Raw genomic sequence first — 13,811 nt, forward strand, 5'->3', positions numbered from 1 at the left:
GCGCCTAATTAGGCTTACGTCGTCGACGTCGCGTATCCCAGAAACTCCTTGACGGGCGATCGGGCTTCATCCCAGCGACGCACGGCTGCCCGTGGTCTTTCCCGGTTTTCAGCAACGGTCAGATACAGCCGTCGCTTTGCGCGAGAGATTCCCACGAAGAACGCTGACCGCTCATCGGCGCGCTTGCCAAAGAACGCTTGTTCCTCGATGCCGAGCAAGATGACGCTATCGAATTCCAGGCCTTTGCTCTTGTGGATTGTCATGATCCGAACGGCGCTGTCCTCGGAGAACCGTGACAAGGCACCCACCGCATCAGAATCGAGGGCAAAGAGTTCGGTAATGCGATCCAGAGTTTGCGCGATGATTTCGTCCAGCCGGCCGCCGCGTTCGTAGTCAGCTGACAGCGCTGCGATAGCTTCCCGGCCCAGCAGGCTGAGGAACTCAGTGGCGAGCTTGCTCAGGGCGACGGGGTCGTACGTGGCGAAGCCCCCTCGGCGCACCTGATCGCGGGTGCAATCGATATGGCGGTTCCACTGGGCTCGCTGCTCGTAGGCAGCATCCTCGTCCAGCCCCGTCGCCAAAAGCACCTCCATCAGCCGACCATAGGCATCCGGCTCCCGTTCGCTCACTACCACGGCAAGAAAATCGACGATAAGACGTGCCGCCGGTTCGACAGACAGATCCTGCAGGTTCTGCTCGTCACGGAACGGGACATTGCGGCGGCTCAGCTCCGCCATCAAGCGATCAGCATAGAGGTTCGGTTGCTTGGATACCAACACGGCGATCTCCGAGGGCGGCAGGCCCTCGTTGTCGATCCATCCCTGAATCATCTCGGCCAGAGCTTCCGCTTCATCCTGGCTGTCCTGGAATTCGAGGATGTCGACGGAGCCGCCTGGCCCTGCCAGTTCAGCGTCGGGTACTGCGGCATTGAGGTCCATGACTTTGACCATGGCGTTCTGCATGCGCCGCAGGCGTGGCCGCGAACGAAAGTTCTGGTAAAGGTTCAGGGGAAGGGCGTTGAAATCTTCGGCAAAGGTCTGGAATACCCCCTCCAGCGCGCCGGCCCAGCCCATGATTCGTTGCTTGGTGTCGCCGACCGCGGTCAGCGGAATGCCGGTGCCGAAGAAGACAGTCCGGATGAGCTGGTATTGCGTATCGGTGCAGTCCTGGAATTCGTCGAGGAAACCGTGGCTGTAGGTCTGTCGTACAGCGTGGCGTGCCACGGAACTGGTCTGCAGGATCTGGACGGCCAGGGGCACCATGTCTTCGAACTCGATCTGGCGTCGCTGGACCCTCGGCGAACCGACCGTGTAGTCCGCATCGAGTGCGTCCCTACCGGTCAGCACCGGACGGAAGCGGTCGATCAGACGCTTGGCGAAGGCGTGAAAAGTGTGGCTGTCCAACCGGGCCGCGAGTGCCGAGCCACAACGCCGGCGCACCCGATCCTTGAGGTTGCGGGCAGCGTCGACTTTGAAGGAGATCGCGAGGATGCGCTGCGGGTAGCGGCAAGTTCCGGTACGCAGCAGGAAATCAGCATGCTGTGCGAGCATCTCGGTTTTGCCGGCGCCGGGCCCGGCGGTCAGCGCCAAGCTCCGCGCAGTCTCACTGGCGGCGGCGAGCGCGTTGGGTTCCAGGGTCAGGCCGTCGGACGGATGCCAGCGGTCGGGCTTGATCATTCCGGCAGTTCCGCCAGTTTGGCCGTGACCATGTCCAACAGGCGATCGATCGATTCCGGCATGTCGACGTTCAATACCGCATCGTCCAGTGCTGCCAGCGCTTCGAGATGAGCGGCCGGTTTGCTGCTCAGTTTGAAGCGGTGATGGTAGGCGTCGAAGTAACGCTGCTCTTCTTCGCTGTACTGGTCGGCGTCCCCGTGGCTCTTGCCGAGCACCGCAACAATGGTTTCGTCATCCGGATCTTCCAAGTCTTGCTCTTCGACTTCGTATGCGGCTGAGAATTGCCGCAGCATTGCGAAGTCGAGGTCAAGCGGCGAGGAGAAGAAGACGCCGCGGCCTTCGAGCCACTCCAACCATTCTTTTCCGAATTTTGATGTCATTACGTGATCCTCGCCATTCCATTTGGGCAAGGCCTTAATCGTTGCGTCCGTGAGCCCCTTTATTGGCTTACCGAGGGCAAGGATCTGCTTAGCGGCATACCGCACACGTCCCCATCCACCCTGGTAGCGTCCCAAGTCGAGATCCAGCAGAGTCACATAGGGAATTCCCAGGCCATCAAGGAGTCGCCAGAAATGATTGACGTGGCGTCCCCCCAGCGGGGCGACGGAAATTGAGGCGTCGTCTTCGGCGAGTCCGTTGGCTTGCAGCAAACGCGGCAAGACGATCTCTTCACTGTCCCCTTCCCCGAGGATGACCAACCGGGAAAAGTACAGCTCGGGGAAAGCCTGGACCGCTTCGCGCACGAACTTGTGAGCCTCATCGGTGGCCTCCGGCAGGATGATCGACTTGACCACGGTCTGCCGGTCCGCATTGAGGCGCAGGTAGCGGATGTTCTCCGGCGGCATGCGTTTGAGCAGCGACGGCGCGTGGGTGGCGACGAGGGCCTGCGCGTCGTGGTGGCCCGCGAAGGCGGTCAATGCCTTGATCACGCGGCCGAGGTAATGGGGCGACAGGCTGTTCTCGGGCTCTTCCATCGCCACCAGGGTGAAGACGGCGGGCCTGAGCTTATCGACGTCGAATGCATCGAGCTTGCCGGCCAGTACTTGGCGGCCGATTTCCTGGATGGACAGCACCAGCGAGACATAGAGCAAGGATTGCTGACCGTCGCTCAGGCGCGAAAAGTCGACCATCGGCTCGCCATGTCCCGGGGTAAATCCGACCGTCAGATGGCGCAGTAGGTTGTCGATCTCGTTGCGCTCGAACGAAACGCACGGGCTCGCGTAATAGCTTCCTTTGTGCAGGACTTGCCATTGGGCGGACAACTGTTTTCCGAGGCCGCCGACCGCCGCATTTCCAGCCAATGCCTCGCTGATGTCCTGGGTGAGACCGGCGATTTCGTCGCGTTCGGCCTGCCAGTGGGCGGCGCGTAAAGCGCGGCCCAATAGCGAATTGGCCGCGTAGGAGATATGGTCGGTTGGATCCCGTCGGGCGGGGAGGTAATGCACCTGGATTGCGTTGCGGTCATGCTTTTGCACCGCCACCGTTTTGGTCGGAACGCCGTCGTCGTCGACCTGAAGCACATAGTGCATGGTCTCTTCGATATCTCCATCCTCGTCCATCTCGGCGGCCAGCCGGAATCTTATCCGCGGAACCCCATCGGCGGACTCCAATTGCATGTGCGCGAAATGGGCGGGTATGGTGGCATGTTTGCCCTTTGGCTCGATGAGTTCTGGAAACTCGAATTGCGCTTCGATCCACAGCGTCAGCAATCCAAGGGCGCCATCAGCAAGGTCGGCCGAGGTGACGTGGAAATCGCTTCGCCGTATCCGCCGCAAGGCTGGATCTAAACCGAAGAGACGGGCGAGTGCCTGCAGTACAGCCGTCTTGCCACTCCCATTGGGACCGAGCAGAAAGTTCATGGCCGCCAAATCGATAACGGTTGACGTCGGGCCGAAGGATTGGAAATTGCAGATCCGCAGTTGTGTGAGCTTCACGTTGTCCCCGTGCTGATCAAATATTTTGATTGCATTGTAATCAGCGATGTCACCAGGACCAAAATGCTCCTTTCCGGGTAGGGGCTGCCGGACGGGGTTGAAGCGGGGCAGGGCGCGAGGAGACTAGGTTGTCGTCATCTCTCAGTGGAATAACACCATGCAACCTCTTTCCCTCACTCTCAAAGGCTTTCGCGGCATCCGCGATGGCCTGGGACGCGATGTCCTGACCCTGGATTTCGAGCGACTGGCTGACGGCGCCGAACTGGTCGCCATCGTCGGCGCGAACGGGCGCGGCAAGACCACCGTGATGGACAACATGCACCCGTACCTCACGATGCCCTCACGTGCCGGCGTGGCCGGTCCGGGCGGGTTCTCCTATTACGACCACGTCTGCCTGCCCGACAACGAGAAAGACCTGATCTGGGCCCACGACGGCCGCAGTTACCGATCACAGGTTGTGATCCGCCTCAACGGCCGGCGCAAGACCGAAACCTTCCTGTTCGTCCTCACCGACGATGGCGCCTGGAAACCCGTGGCACTGGACAACGGCATCGTGTCCGACGGCAAGGTGGATACCTATACCCGCTGCGTCGAGGCCATCTGCGGCAGCGCCGATACCTTCTTTACCTCGGTGTTCTCGGCGCAGGGCAAGCGGCAGCTGAGCGCCTACCGCAATGCCGAGATCAAGACCCTGCTCGCCGATCTGCTCGGGCAGGAGAAAATCCGGGCGCTCGGCCAGAAGGCGGCCGAGACGGCACGGCTGTTCAAGGCGGGCCTCGCGGCGATCCGGCAGGAACAGGCTGGGCTGGACGAGGAAGCGCAGCGGATCGAGGGCGAGCGGCGGCGTCTTGATGGCGCCCAGCCTCGCGTCGCGCAGAGCCTGTCCAGCCGACAGGCGGCCCAAGCCGCGCAGGAGTCGGCGCGAAACCGGCATGCCCAGTTGTTGGCCGAGCGCGAGCAGGCGCAAGGCGTAGAAGCGCGCCGGCGGCAACTTCAGGGAGAATGCCAAGCGGTAGTCCAGGCCGGCAAAGACGCCATCGATGCCTTGCAGGCCCAGGATCGGGGCGAGCAACAGCGGCTACAACGGCTGGAGCAGCGCATCGCCCAGCGTCTCAGCCAGGAGCGCAACCGCCGGCAAGCCTTGCAGAACCAGCGCCGGCAGTGCCTCACCTTGCTGGCAGGGGCGCCAGCCGTGCGGCGTGGAGAGCACCGTCTGCCGCTGGCCGAGCGAGTCTCGTCGCTACGATCGGCGCAGATCGGAACATGGCGGGAGCACGTTCAACGCCTGAGCCAGTGCGAGGCCGCGGCGCGGATGGCCCACCAGAAATTGTCTGGGATCGAGCGCGAGGCCGGACAGGCGGTGCTCAAGGCCGAGGAGCTGGCCCGGCGCTTTGGGCTGACCGGCGAGGTGCCGTGTGCGGGTACCGACCTGCAGGGGCAATGCAAGCTCTTGGGCGATGCGCGGGAAGCCCAGGTCCTGATGCCCAGTGCCGAGGGGGCGATCCAGCGCCTGGGGCGCGAGAAGGCAACGGTGCAGAAGGAACTGGACGGCTTGCGCGAACAGCATGAGGCCCTAGCCGCTGCACCGCAGGCATTGGCCCGGGCCGAGCTCTTGGCCGAGCGTGCCCGGGCGCATGCCTCGCGGTTTGCGCTGCTGGCCGCCCAGGGCGGGGAAATGGCACGGGCGCGAGCCACGCTGGCGGAGATCGAGGAGGAGTTGACTGTACTGCGGACGGCGCAGGGCCCAGATGCCGCGGCTGATCAGTCGCCGGCGGAGATGCCCGAGGAGGCCGCCGAGCGCCAGCAGATCGATGCGGCGCGGCAGGCGATCGCCCACCAGCGCGAACAGCAGGCGAAGCACTACCGTGCCGCCCTCGACCGGCTCCAGCAGGCGCTGGCGGCCTTACCTGCGCCTTATGACGAGCGGTGCCTGATCGATGCGCAGACGAGGATGGAACAGGCGGCACAGTCGGTGACTGCCGCCGAGCAGGCCCATCTTAACGCAGTGGGGGATGCCGAAACCTTGGGTGTCCTGGTGCAGCAGGCTGCGTCCCTAGCCGGCCGCCAGGCACTGGTGGCGAACCGCATCGCTCACGTCGAAACCGAGTTGGGTAACTGGAACCTGTTTGCCAAATGCATGAGCAACGATGGTCTGATCGCGCTGGCCATCGATGACGCCGGCCCGGCCTTGTCGGCGCTCGCCAATGACCTCCTGCTCGCCTGCTACGGTCCCCGCTTTACGGTGTCCATCCAGACGCTGGTGGAAACGGGCAAGGGCGAGCAGAAGGAGGGCTTCGACATCCTAGTGCACGACGCCGAGTCGGGGGAGAGCAAAAGTGTCGGCCTGATGAGCGGCGGCGAACGAGTCTGGATCAACGAGTGCCTGATCCGGGCGGTGGCGCTGTACCTCGCCCAGCACACGGGGCGACGCTACGGCGCACTGTTCTCGGACGAGGCCGATGGGCCGCTGGACCCCGAGCGCAAGCGCATGTTCATGGCGATGAAGCGGGAGGTGCTGCGGCTGGGGGGATATCAGCAGGAGTTCTTCGTGTCCCAGACGCCGGAACTGGCCGCCATGGCGGATGCGGTGATTGATATGGATCTCCACAAGGAGTCGCACGAAGCCCCGGCCGGAGCGTAGTTGGATCGTGTGGATTGAATGTGACATAGATGCGTTGCCTGTCGCTGCGGCCTAGGGTCGCTGGGGGCGCTGTGCTGATAGATGTCGAGCATGAACGAGTGGCCGGTTGGAACGAGGCCTAGGGCGCGCTTCCCCTACTGGGCGCCGCCTCTGTTCCTGCCGCTTGCCACCATACAAGCGGCCCTGAAGGCAGCCGGGCGGCTATGATTAGGGTGGCGGCCTTCCTTTGAGTGAAACTCGGCATGACGGAGCTATCGTAGGTCGTCAAACTTTTCGGCCATCCACCCAAACACAAGACTCAGGATCTGTTCCGCTGTTTGGCCGCCGTCGATTGCCATGGCTTGTTGGGCGCCCCGCCGCTAAAATGCCTGCATGTCGAAAATCCCCGAACCCACGCCTGCGTTGAACAGGCTGCGCGCAGCTGCCGGCTTAATCCCCCTTATTGAGGATGGCCTCCGCCATTCGAAAATCACCACCGAGAAGGCTTCTTTGATGGCGGAGTTTTGCAGTTGGGCGGCTCAGCAAGCAATGGAAGGCGGCCCGGAGGCCTTACGCCTTGGCGACGACATCAAAGCGGGCTTGGAACGGCTTAAAACGCTGCTGGCATAGCGGTGGCCAGACATGTCCGGCCACCGCCACTAACGTGTGGCCCCGTTGTGAGAGCTGGATTGCCGACTCACGCCTCGGGCTCCTGCAAATCAAAGACCGGCAGACCGTCAATCACGGCCGCTTCGCTATCGAACTTCAGCCAGGCAATACCGGCTTGCTCCGCGACTTCGAAGATCGTGGCCAGATCGGTTTCCGTCGGCACCCGGTAACGGGGTACGCCGACATAGATGATGCCGCCGCAGTCGGTCGGGTAGGCGTTGACCGACAACTCGTCATCGGCCAATTTCAGGCGGGTGCTTGAACTCAGATGCGAGATCGATAACGAGGCCAAGGGTTCAGCCTGCGCTTGCAAGCTTGCCACGGCGGGCGTTTCCATGCGGTTCTCCTTCCTCGTGATGAGATGTCGACTTGGTCTTGGGGCGCGTGCCAGCCTGACGACTGAAGTTCATGCCGCAGTCGCGACAACGGAACCAGCGCAGGCGGCCCAACGTACCCAGCGGCACGCCGTCGCCCGCGCAAACAGGACAATGGGGTGGGATTCTCGTCGACATGATGATGTCCTCATGCGACCGAAAAGGCAGCCCGACCGGATGAGGTGGGCATGGCTTTGAGCATCGGACGCGACGCGGTTGATCGGCGGCGCATGGCGCTACATCAGCCCGCGTTCGGCAAACGACACTACCGTGTCGCCGGCGACGACGAAATGGTCGATCACCCGCACGTCCACCAGGCTCAGCGCGTGCTTCAGGTTCTGGGTCAGCAGCTCATCGGCCCGCGAGGGCTCGGCTTCCCCCGAGGGATGGTTGTGGGCCACAGCCAGCGCGGCGGCATTACGGGCGAGTGCTCCCTTGACCAGTTCCCGAGGATAGACGGAGGTCTGGGTCAGGGTTCCCCGAAACAACTCCTCGGCTTCGATCAGGCGATGTTGGGCGTCCAGGTAGAGCGCCAGGAACACCTCATGCTCCAGGCCAGCGCAATACAGCCGTAGCCAGTCGCGCAGGACCTGCGGCGAAGTCATCAGCGGGCCGCTGCGCATCTGCTCACGCAGGTCGCGCAGCAGCAGTTCGCGGGCAATGCCCAAACGATGGGCGAGAACGGTATCGGTGGTGCCGAGCATGCCCATTTGCGCTACGGCATCGCTGACGTGTAGAGGGTTGGTACTCGACGCGCAAACCAGGGGCGAGAGTAATTCGCGGACCAGATCGGCGCGGGACAAGGCAGATAGATTCATGGCGTTCTCCTCGAGTAAACAAGAAAAGCGGGAACGCCGATCCCAAAGGGGACGAGGTCCCCGCTTGGGATGAAGGTGCGGACGAATGTACGTAACATCGGTCGGCACGATGAATGAGGCAGGTATCGACTGCGACGCCGGCCAGGGGCCGGACTACATTCCACGATGGAATGCATGTAAGCCCAGTCAGTTTCCGGCATCAGTGGGGTGGATTCAAGGGGATGCAAAGGACGCAACGTTCAAGCGGCCGGAATCCGACGGGCTTGCGAATGGCGTTGGTGATGAGGGCGTGCCGATGGCTTCTGCGGCGCAACGGTGCCGCCAGCTTGGTCAAAGGGCCTACTTGCACTCCAGTGTGACTGGGATGTCAGCCTATTGGCACTGCATAAATTTTTTGCATGACCGCCGCAAAACCCGCGACAAGCCTGGAAAATTTGATCAAGATGAAGGCTCAACCCTTCACGTAGAACGACGATGATCCGCCTCGGCTCGCAAATTCGACTCACTCGCCGGGAGGTCGAGCGCTTCCGGAAGATCACCGACATCGAGCCGGTGGACATCCGCACACTCGACGACCTGGACGCCTACATCGCCCGATGCAAGGCGCACTACTGGGGCGTCTCCAAGGACACCCAGTTCCTGCACTGGCTCATCGACCGCGAATACACCCAGTGCCGCCTGGCGGCGTAGCACGGTTGGTTTTCTGCGGGCGACCCCCTCCCCAGCGTTTCTGCCGGGGAGACGTCGCTCCAACGGGTACGGCCCTCGAAGTCACTGGAAGACACGCGGCTCGATCGTCGCGCCGCGCATGAAGGCGAGGTAGGCGCCGGCCTTGCCGATGTCCCGGAAACTGGCGACGACTTCTTCGCGCCGCAGAACGTTCCAGGACGGGTCGGGGTCGCCCGAAGGCTTGATGCTCAAGTCGGCTTCGCGGTAGGCGGCATGGCGATACAGGAAGTCGCCCGATTCCCAATCCACGATGGCAAGGAGGCAAGCGCACAGAATGGCGCAGCCGCCATGCTCGCCGGGCTCGATCAGCAAGGGGACCTTCAAACTCCCCGTCGAGCGGCCAATACGGCCGATGACATCGTGTTCCTCCAGCCAGGGTTCCCCGGTGCTGGTATCACCGAGGATCAGGCGGACCTTCCGTTCGCGGGTGCGGGAGGTTTCCAGGACCCTGGCGGCCTTGGCATCCGTGCCGGGATCGAAGTAAGTCGTGCGCGTCAGCGGAGACTGGCTCCAGGCCTGGACGGCTCGGCCGTATTTTTCGTAGCCGGCGAGGGTCGCGTAGTCCTCCTCTGTAAACGCCAGGTCGGGTCGGCCCAGCCTGCAGGCGATCTGGTTGGCGTGATCCCGGGCGTTGGCGAAGCCCAGACAGGTATAGCCCTCGCCGCAATCGATCACGTAGCGCAGTTGCGCCGCATTGATACTCACCTTGTTCATCTCGGGTTCCTTTCGAATCATCGTGGAACTCCACCCCGCAGGGCGTGAGCCCCACGGGGTTGTTGGGTGTCTGGCGAGCCGACGGGCGGCTAACCGGTGGTGTCGCTGCGGCTCAGGCCGCCTGAGCCACTGCCTGGAATCCTTGCGCCAACGCGCCGGCCTCGGTGACGACGACCTGGTCGGACAGCAGGCGGTCCAGCTTCAGCAGCAGGGCGTCGGCGTGCTCCTGGTCATCCGGGTAGAGGGACGGGCGCAGTTTCTCGACCTCCTTCTTGATGAGGCGAAGCTCTGGGACGATGGCGCTCTCAGCGTGCGCTTCGATGGCGTTCAGGATGGCGGTGATAGTGATCATCAAAGGCTTCCTTTCATTGCTAGAAAAATGGGGCCGGCATGCCGGGGGCAGATCGGCGGGCGGGGTTTGGCCCGACGCGCGCAGACGGCATAGCGGGCGGGTGTGGGCGCCCCGTGAAGTCGCTTTGCCTGCGTTCACGGGCACTCGATGGGGTGGTGGGGGATCGGGGCGAGCACCGCACGCACCGCTGGGGGAACAGCGGGCGTGGGCGATCGGCGATCCGGATGCGACGGCCGGTGCCGCCGCATCACAGGCCGGGCCGGTGAAGGCCCGGCGCTTCTCGGGTCAGGCGGCCGCGCGCGGTGTTTTTGCGCTGGGCGAGGCCTGGGCTTCAGTGGATGCGGGTAACGGGTCGGCCGCAGACTGGGCCGCCTGTTGCTCGAAGGCCGTGTGTGCCGTCGTGAACTCGGTTTCCCTAGCCAGGCGGCGCACCTGGGCCACAGCCGGCTCCTTGACCACTTCGGGCAAGCATTCGACGGCGATGTCGCTGCCGTGACGCAGACCCTTCTGCAGACTGCGCAGCGGCCGGACGAACAGGCCGTGGCACAGCCAGCGGACGAACTGACCGATCCGCTTGTTGCGCGCCTGGCGGGCCTTGTGCTGACGCAGCGATTCCTTGCAGCACAGGTATAACGCCAGATGGGTACGCTTCATTTCGGGATCGGACTCGAGCTGGGCCATGACTTCCGTCGCGATGGCCGAATCACGGCCGACGCGTTGGTAGAAGCCGACCCAGGCACGCTCTTCCTCGGACTCGATGCCGGAGCGCCGGGGACGAGGACGGGATTTCTCAAGGGACATGGTGTTTTCTCCAATGACGAACAGAGGGAACACCTGTCCCTGAGCGGGGAGGCGGTGGACTCCCCGGGGTTGCACGGACATGCGGCGCTGCTAAGCTGAACGCTCACAGGTCAAGAGGTGCCCACACATGCTGCGTGCAGGCGATGCACTACGGTTCACGCCCGACGAAATCGAGGCCTTCCGAAAACTCGGTCTCGACTTCGACGGGGCGCGAACACAGAACGACATCGACCAGGCATTGGCCCGATGGGCCGATACGCTGAACGATGAACGTCCCGATCTGCTGGAAAAGATCGCTGCGGCAATGGCGAAGGCCAGGGGCATCCCGCTACCCGCGCGCTTGACGCGGATACGTTGATGCGGCGTGCCTGCCGTTGTCCTCGGCAATCCTCATCCAGCGGTCGGCGATCCGGTCCAGGTAGACCAGATCGTCGGCTTCGATCTCACCCGACTCTCGCAAGCGGGCGATCACCTCCCTGACCAGAGACGGATCGTCCTTGGCCAGTTGGATCACAGTGGCGGCAATGCGCCGGCGGTAGAGGCTGATCGGCATGATCAGCCTCCTGACGCGCGGTACTCGGAAGCGCAGCCGGAGCGCCCGGGGGCGTTGGGCTGCAGCTTCAGCAGCGCCGGCACGGCGGGCGTGCGAACAGCGGGCGTCCGGGCATGTCCGGAGCCTCCCAGCAGCACGGCGACCGGGCGCGACTCTCTCGTTACAGGGATTGCGAACATGGTGTTCTCCTTCAGGAATGGAAGGGAACACCCATCCCTGGCGGGGAACTTGGGGTTCCCCGTTCGGGATGCTCCGCCGTGGACGGCAGAGCGGCTCGGCGACGTGCCAGGCGGCACGTGCAGGATGAAGGCCCACGGTTCTTGCGAACGGGGCCTTCGCTCGATGCCGATCGACCCGAAGGTCGCGCGGCAGGACACAGCATTCAGCCGGGTGGCTGAACAAGACACACGGCCATGGACATGGCCGGACCCGATCGACGCCGGGTATCCTTGAGGCAGGTAACGACTGCGACGCCAGCAGGGCTGGACTTCAAGGCGACCGGGGTCGCCGATGAAGGCTGTGCAGACACGATGTCCACAGAAAGCCCTTGCAGTATTGCGCAGGGCTTATCCAGGCTCAAGCCAGCGATCTGAATTGCCACCCGCAAGCGCCAGGGAAGTCAGGGGGTGTACTTGATGAATGCGCCGCGGACTTGAGACGTCCGCAGACCACACGCCGCCTCGAGTCAGACCCCGTTGTACCGAATCGGTCGTTCGAGAAGATGCCTGAGGGCGAGATGCCATGTGAGATGAAGCGTACGTCGGACACTTTCGAGCGCAGGCTGCCGCTCCACATCGTTCCGCAGTCGAAGGAGCCGGGCGCGGCCAGTATCTGGTGCGGCGGCGCGGCTACTGGTAGTCGTCGCCGTCGATCCGCTCGACCGAGGCGTTGTGGATGAGGCTGACGATCCCCTCAGAGATTTCCTCGATCTGCTCCTCCGGCACGTTCAGCGCCTCGCAAAGGCGGTTCATGGCCCCGAAGTGGCGCGCCAGCGCCCGCTCCATCTGATCGAGGTCGATGGACGCAACGCCCGGGATCACCTCGATGGTGTCGCACAGGCAGCTCTCCAGCAGCTTGATCGAGTCGTCGGCCTGGGACAGGAAGAAGAACCAGTAGGGCCACTGCGCGTCGAGGCCTTTGAGGAAGGCCCGGACCTCCGAGATCTCGAAGATTTCGCGCGGGTCGTCGTTGTATCCGTCGACCATCAGGCTGATTCGACCGCAGTAGTCGAGGGCTGCCCGCGGGTCGGCCGTCAAGCCCCGCAAGAATTCAAGGGGCTCACCGATGTCGCCGGTTTCTATCTGCTGGCGGGAGAACATCAGAAACACGGGCTCGGCGATGCCCGGACGAAGCCGCTGGGTCATGTCGGCTCGACCAGCATTGGGGCATCGGTACGGGATGAATTGACTGCCCGGCTCACCGGGTAAGCGATCATGTCATCGGCCTCGGCAGCGCAAAGCAATACGCGCAACATCTCCGCATTCACGTTGGCGGGGTCCAACCAGGCGTCGTAATCGCCGGGGGCCAAGATGACCGGCATTCTGTCGTGGATCGGCATCATCAACGCGTTGGCGTCGGTCGTGACGATGCAGCACGAGTGAATTTCCTCGCCGTCGGGCGATACCCACCGCTCGCTGAGCCCCGCGAACCCGAACAGTTCGTTTTCATCCCGGGGGCGGATGAAATAGGGCTGCTTTACCGTGCGGCCGTCTTCCTGAACGGCCTTCCATTCGAAAAAACCGCTGGCTGGCACAATGCATCGCCAGCGACGAAACGCGGTGCGGAATGCGGGCTTCTCGGACACCGTCTCCGCGCGGGCATTGCTGAGCTTCGCGCCCATGGTGCCGTCCTTCGCCCACCCGGGAATCAGCCCCCAGCGGTAGAGGCTGCCCACCCTCCGGCCGCTCGAGCCGGGGCGAACGACCAACACGTTCGTCGTTGGCGCAATGTTGTAGCGGGGACCGAAGTCGAAGCCATCGTCGAGGTCGAATCGGTCCCGAATCCGGGATCGCGGGCCGTAGAGCGCATAACGACCGCACATCTCAATGCACCTTCGGGGTCGCTTCCCGCAAGCGCCGCCACAGGGCTTCGATGATCACGACAGAGGCATCGTCAGGGTTTTGCGCGCGGGCCGATTGCAGCAGGGCACTGTTCTCCGACCACAGCCCCAAGTTGTTCCGAATCCACATGCCCATGCCCAAGTGCAATGCGACCAAGTCGTCCTGCGACATGGCGGCGATCTTGGCCTTTTCACCATCTGGCAGCAGGCCCAGCAACACGCCGACCGCTTGATCGACGGTTTCCGGCCATTGCAGCTTGTGACTCATCGCGCCGCCTTTCGCCAATCCCACGGCGGCATAGGCTGTCCGTCCGACCACAGGCCGGCACGATGGGAACGTGCCTCCTGCTCAGCGAGCTCGTAGCGCTGCGCATCCTCGGCGGATTGTTCCTTGGCGTACTTTCGGTACCACCACGCAAGCCCGGCGGTCACTTGCGTGTCACTGACCGCCACAATAGAGCCACCGCTGACCGGCATATAGGAGCCAGTTTGAATCGTCTCTGAGGGACGTC

At 63.3% G+C, this 13,811-nt stretch carries 17 protein-coding genes; 4 read left to right on the forward strand and 13 right to left on the reverse strand.

The genetic code is table 11. The annotated features are described in order from the left end of the window. Positions 1-14: 14 nt before the first annotated feature. Positions 15-1,676 carry a UvrD-helicase domain-containing protein gene (locus tag GH660_RS08910; protein ID WP_153146315.1) on the reverse strand — a complete coding sequence of 554 codons (1,662 nt, stop codon included), beginning with the start codon at positions 1,674-1,676 and terminating at the stop codon, positions 15-17. Beyond that, the gene (locus GH660_RS08915) at positions 1,673-3,610 is read right to left on the reverse strand and encodes an ATP-dependent endonuclease (protein ID WP_153146316.1); all 1,938 of its coding nucleotides are present in this window, start codon (positions 3,608-3,610) and stop codon (positions 1,673-1,675) included. Before GH660_RS08915 ends, GH660_RS08910 begins: the two co-directional genes overlap by 4 nt. Positions 3,611-3,767: 157 nt before the next feature. On the opposite strand from GH660_RS08915, the gene GH660_RS08920 reads away from it, so the two are divergent. After that, positions 3,768-6,251: a DNA repair protein gene (locus tag GH660_RS08920; RefSeq protein WP_153146317.1), complete on the forward strand. Its 2,484-nt coding sequence runs from the start codon at positions 3,768-3,770 to the stop codon at positions 6,249-6,251. 372 nt (positions 6,252-6,623) lie between these two features. Next, positions 6,624-6,860 (forward strand): hypothetical protein, encoded by a 237-nt coding sequence (locus GH660_RS08925; RefSeq protein WP_153146318.1) that lies wholly within the window; start codon positions 6,624-6,626, stop codon positions 6,858-6,860. Between the two features lie 67 nt (positions 6,861-6,927). On the opposite strand, the gene GH660_RS08930 is transcribed toward GH660_RS08925, so the two are convergent. Both GH660_RS08930 and GH660_RS08935 read right to left on the reverse strand, forming a co-directional pair. Further along, on the reverse strand, positions 6,928-7,236 hold the full coding sequence (locus GH660_RS08930) for a hypothetical protein (protein WP_153146319.1): 309 nt from the start codon (positions 7,234-7,236) through the stop codon (positions 6,928-6,930). Positions 7,237-7,509: 273 nt separating this feature from the next. Further along, entirely contained in the window at positions 7,510-8,091 is a 582-nt protein-coding gene (locus GH660_RS08935; RefSeq protein WP_153146320.1) for a RadC family protein, read from the reverse strand. Positions 8,092-8,565: 474 nt separating this feature from the next. Here GH660_RS08935 and GH660_RS08940 point away from each other — a divergent pair, with 474 nt between their 5' ends. Then, complete coding sequence (locus GH660_RS08940; RefSeq protein WP_153146321.1) at positions 8,566-8,781, forward strand: hypothetical protein; 216 nt, start codon at positions 8,566-8,568, stop codon at positions 8,779-8,781. Between the two features lie 81 nt (positions 8,782-8,862). Here GH660_RS08940 and GH660_RS08945 read toward each other — a convergent pair whose 3' ends face one another. From GH660_RS08945 to GH660_RS08955, 3 genes are all read right to left on the reverse strand, one after another. Beyond that, entirely contained in the window at positions 8,863-9,555 is a 693-nt protein-coding gene (locus GH660_RS08945; RefSeq protein WP_228276426.1) for a hypothetical protein, read from the reverse strand. Positions 9,556-9,646: 91 nt separating this feature from the next. Further along, a complete protein-coding gene (locus GH660_RS08950) occupies positions 9,647-9,886 on the reverse strand; it encodes a hypothetical protein (RefSeq protein ID WP_153146323.1) in 240 nt (79 codons plus the stop codon). A gap of 285 nt (positions 9,887-10,171) precedes the next feature. Next, on the reverse strand, positions 10,172-10,687 hold the full coding sequence (locus GH660_RS08955; RefSeq protein WP_153146324.1) for a hypothetical protein: 516 nt from the start codon (positions 10,685-10,687) through the stop codon (positions 10,172-10,174). Positions 10,688-10,814: 127 nt separating this feature from the next. On the opposite strand from GH660_RS08955, the gene GH660_RS08960 reads away from it, so the two are divergent. Continuing rightward, positions 10,815-11,045, forward strand: coding sequence for a hypothetical protein (locus tag GH660_RS08960; RefSeq protein WP_153146325.1), 231 nt, complete (start codon positions 10,815-10,817; stop codon positions 11,043-11,045). Here the strand turns inward: GH660_RS08960 and GH660_RS17880 are convergent. The 6 genes from GH660_RS17880 to GH660_RS18195 form a co-directional block, all read right to left on the reverse strand. Then, positions 11,016-11,240: a hypothetical protein gene (locus GH660_RS17880; RefSeq protein ID WP_194266272.1), complete on the reverse strand. Its 225-nt coding sequence runs from the start codon at positions 11,238-11,240 to the stop codon at positions 11,016-11,018. The two genes, GH660_RS08960 and GH660_RS17880, sit on opposite strands and share 30 nt — an antisense overlap. Positions 11,241-11,242: 2 nt before the next feature. Next, the gene (locus GH660_RS17885; RefSeq protein WP_194266273.1) at positions 11,243-11,419 is read right to left on the reverse strand and encodes a hypothetical protein; all 177 of its coding nucleotides are present in this window, start codon (positions 11,417-11,419) and stop codon (positions 11,243-11,245) included. 669 nt (positions 11,420-12,088) lie between these two features. Continuing rightward, positions 12,089-12,604 carry a hypothetical protein gene (locus GH660_RS08970; RefSeq protein ID WP_153146327.1) on the reverse strand — a complete coding sequence of 172 codons (516 nt, stop codon included), beginning with the start codon at positions 12,602-12,604 and terminating at the stop codon, positions 12,089-12,091. Then, positions 12,601-13,281 carry an SOS response-associated peptidase gene (locus GH660_RS08975; RefSeq protein WP_153146328.1) on the reverse strand — a complete coding sequence of 227 codons (681 nt, stop codon included), beginning with the start codon at positions 13,279-13,281 and terminating at the stop codon, positions 12,601-12,603. Before GH660_RS08975 ends, GH660_RS08970 begins: the two co-directional genes overlap by 4 nt. Position 13,282: 1 nt before the next feature. Further along, positions 13,283-13,567, reverse strand: coding sequence for a DUF6794 domain-containing protein (locus GH660_RS08980; RefSeq protein ID WP_153146329.1), 285 nt, complete (start codon positions 13,565-13,567; stop codon positions 13,283-13,285). Next, the gene (locus GH660_RS18195; RefSeq protein WP_153146330.1) at positions 13,564-13,776 is read right to left on the reverse strand and encodes a thermonuclease family protein; all 213 of its coding nucleotides are present in this window, start codon (positions 13,774-13,776) and stop codon (positions 13,564-13,566) included. Before GH660_RS18195 ends, GH660_RS08980 begins: the two co-directional genes overlap by 4 nt. Between the last annotated feature and the right edge of the window lie 35 nt (positions 13,777-13,811).

This window comes from Dechloromonas sp. H13 (assembly GCF_009469615.1).
GTDB lineage: Bacteria > Pseudomonadota > Gammaproteobacteria > Burkholderiales > Rhodocyclaceae > Azonexus.

Coding starts and splice junctions, on each gene's coding strand:
- GH660_RS08910 (WP_153146315.1), bottom strand. CDS start 1,676: ATGATCAAGCCCGACCGCTGGCATCCGTCCGACGGCCTGACCCTGGAA.
- GH660_RS08920 (WP_153146317.1), top strand. CDS start 3,768: ATGCAACCTCTTTCCCTCACTCTCAAAGGCTTTCGCGGCATCCGCGAT.
- GH660_RS08925 (WP_153146318.1), top strand. CDS start 6,624: ATGTCGAAAATCCCCGAACCCACGCCTGCGTTGAACAGGCTGCGCGCA.
- GH660_RS08930 (WP_153146319.1), bottom strand. CDS start 7,236: ATGGAAACGCCCGCCGTGGCAAGCTTGCAAGCGCAGGCTGAACCCTTG.
- GH660_RS08935 (WP_153146320.1), bottom strand. CDS start 8,091: ATGAATCTATCTGCCTTGTCCCGCGCCGATCTGGTCCGCGAATTACTC.
- GH660_RS08940 (WP_153146321.1), top strand. CDS start 8,566: ATGATCCGCCTCGGCTCGCAAATTCGACTCACTCGCCGGGAGGTCGAG.
- GH660_RS08945 (WP_228276426.1), bottom strand. CDS start 9,555: ATGATTCGAAAGGAACCCGAGATGAACAAGGTGAGTATCAATGCGGCG.
- GH660_RS08950 (WP_153146323.1), bottom strand. CDS start 9,886: ATGATCACTATCACCGCCATCCTGAACGCCATCGAAGCGCACGCTGAG.
- GH660_RS08955 (WP_153146324.1), bottom strand. CDS start 10,687: ATGTCCCTTGAGAAATCCCGTCCTCGTCCCCGGCGCTCCGGCATCGAG.
- GH660_RS08960 (WP_153146325.1), top strand. CDS start 10,815: ATGCTGCGTGCAGGCGATGCACTACGGTTCACGCCCGACGAAATCGAG.
- GH660_RS17880 (WP_194266272.1), bottom strand. CDS start 11,240: ATGCCGATCAGCCTCTACCGCCGGCGCATTGCCGCCACTGTGATCCAA.
- GH660_RS17885 (WP_194266273.1), bottom strand. CDS start 11,419: ATGTTCGCAATCCCTGTAACGAGAGAGTCGCGCCCGGTCGCCGTGCTG.
- GH660_RS08970 (WP_153146327.1), bottom strand. CDS start 12,604: ATGACCCAGCGGCTTCGTCCGGGCATCGCCGAGCCCGTGTTTCTGATG.
- GH660_RS08975 (WP_153146328.1), bottom strand. CDS start 13,281: ATGTGCGGTCGTTATGCGCTCTACGGCCCGCGATCCCGGATTCGGGAC.
- GH660_RS08980 (WP_153146329.1), bottom strand. CDS start 13,567: ATGAGTCACAAGCTGCAATGGCCGGAAACCGTCGATCAAGCGGTCGGC.
- GH660_RS18195 (WP_153146330.1), bottom strand. CDS start 13,776: ATGCCGGTCAGCGGTGGCTCTATTGTGGCGGTCAGTGACACGCAAGTG.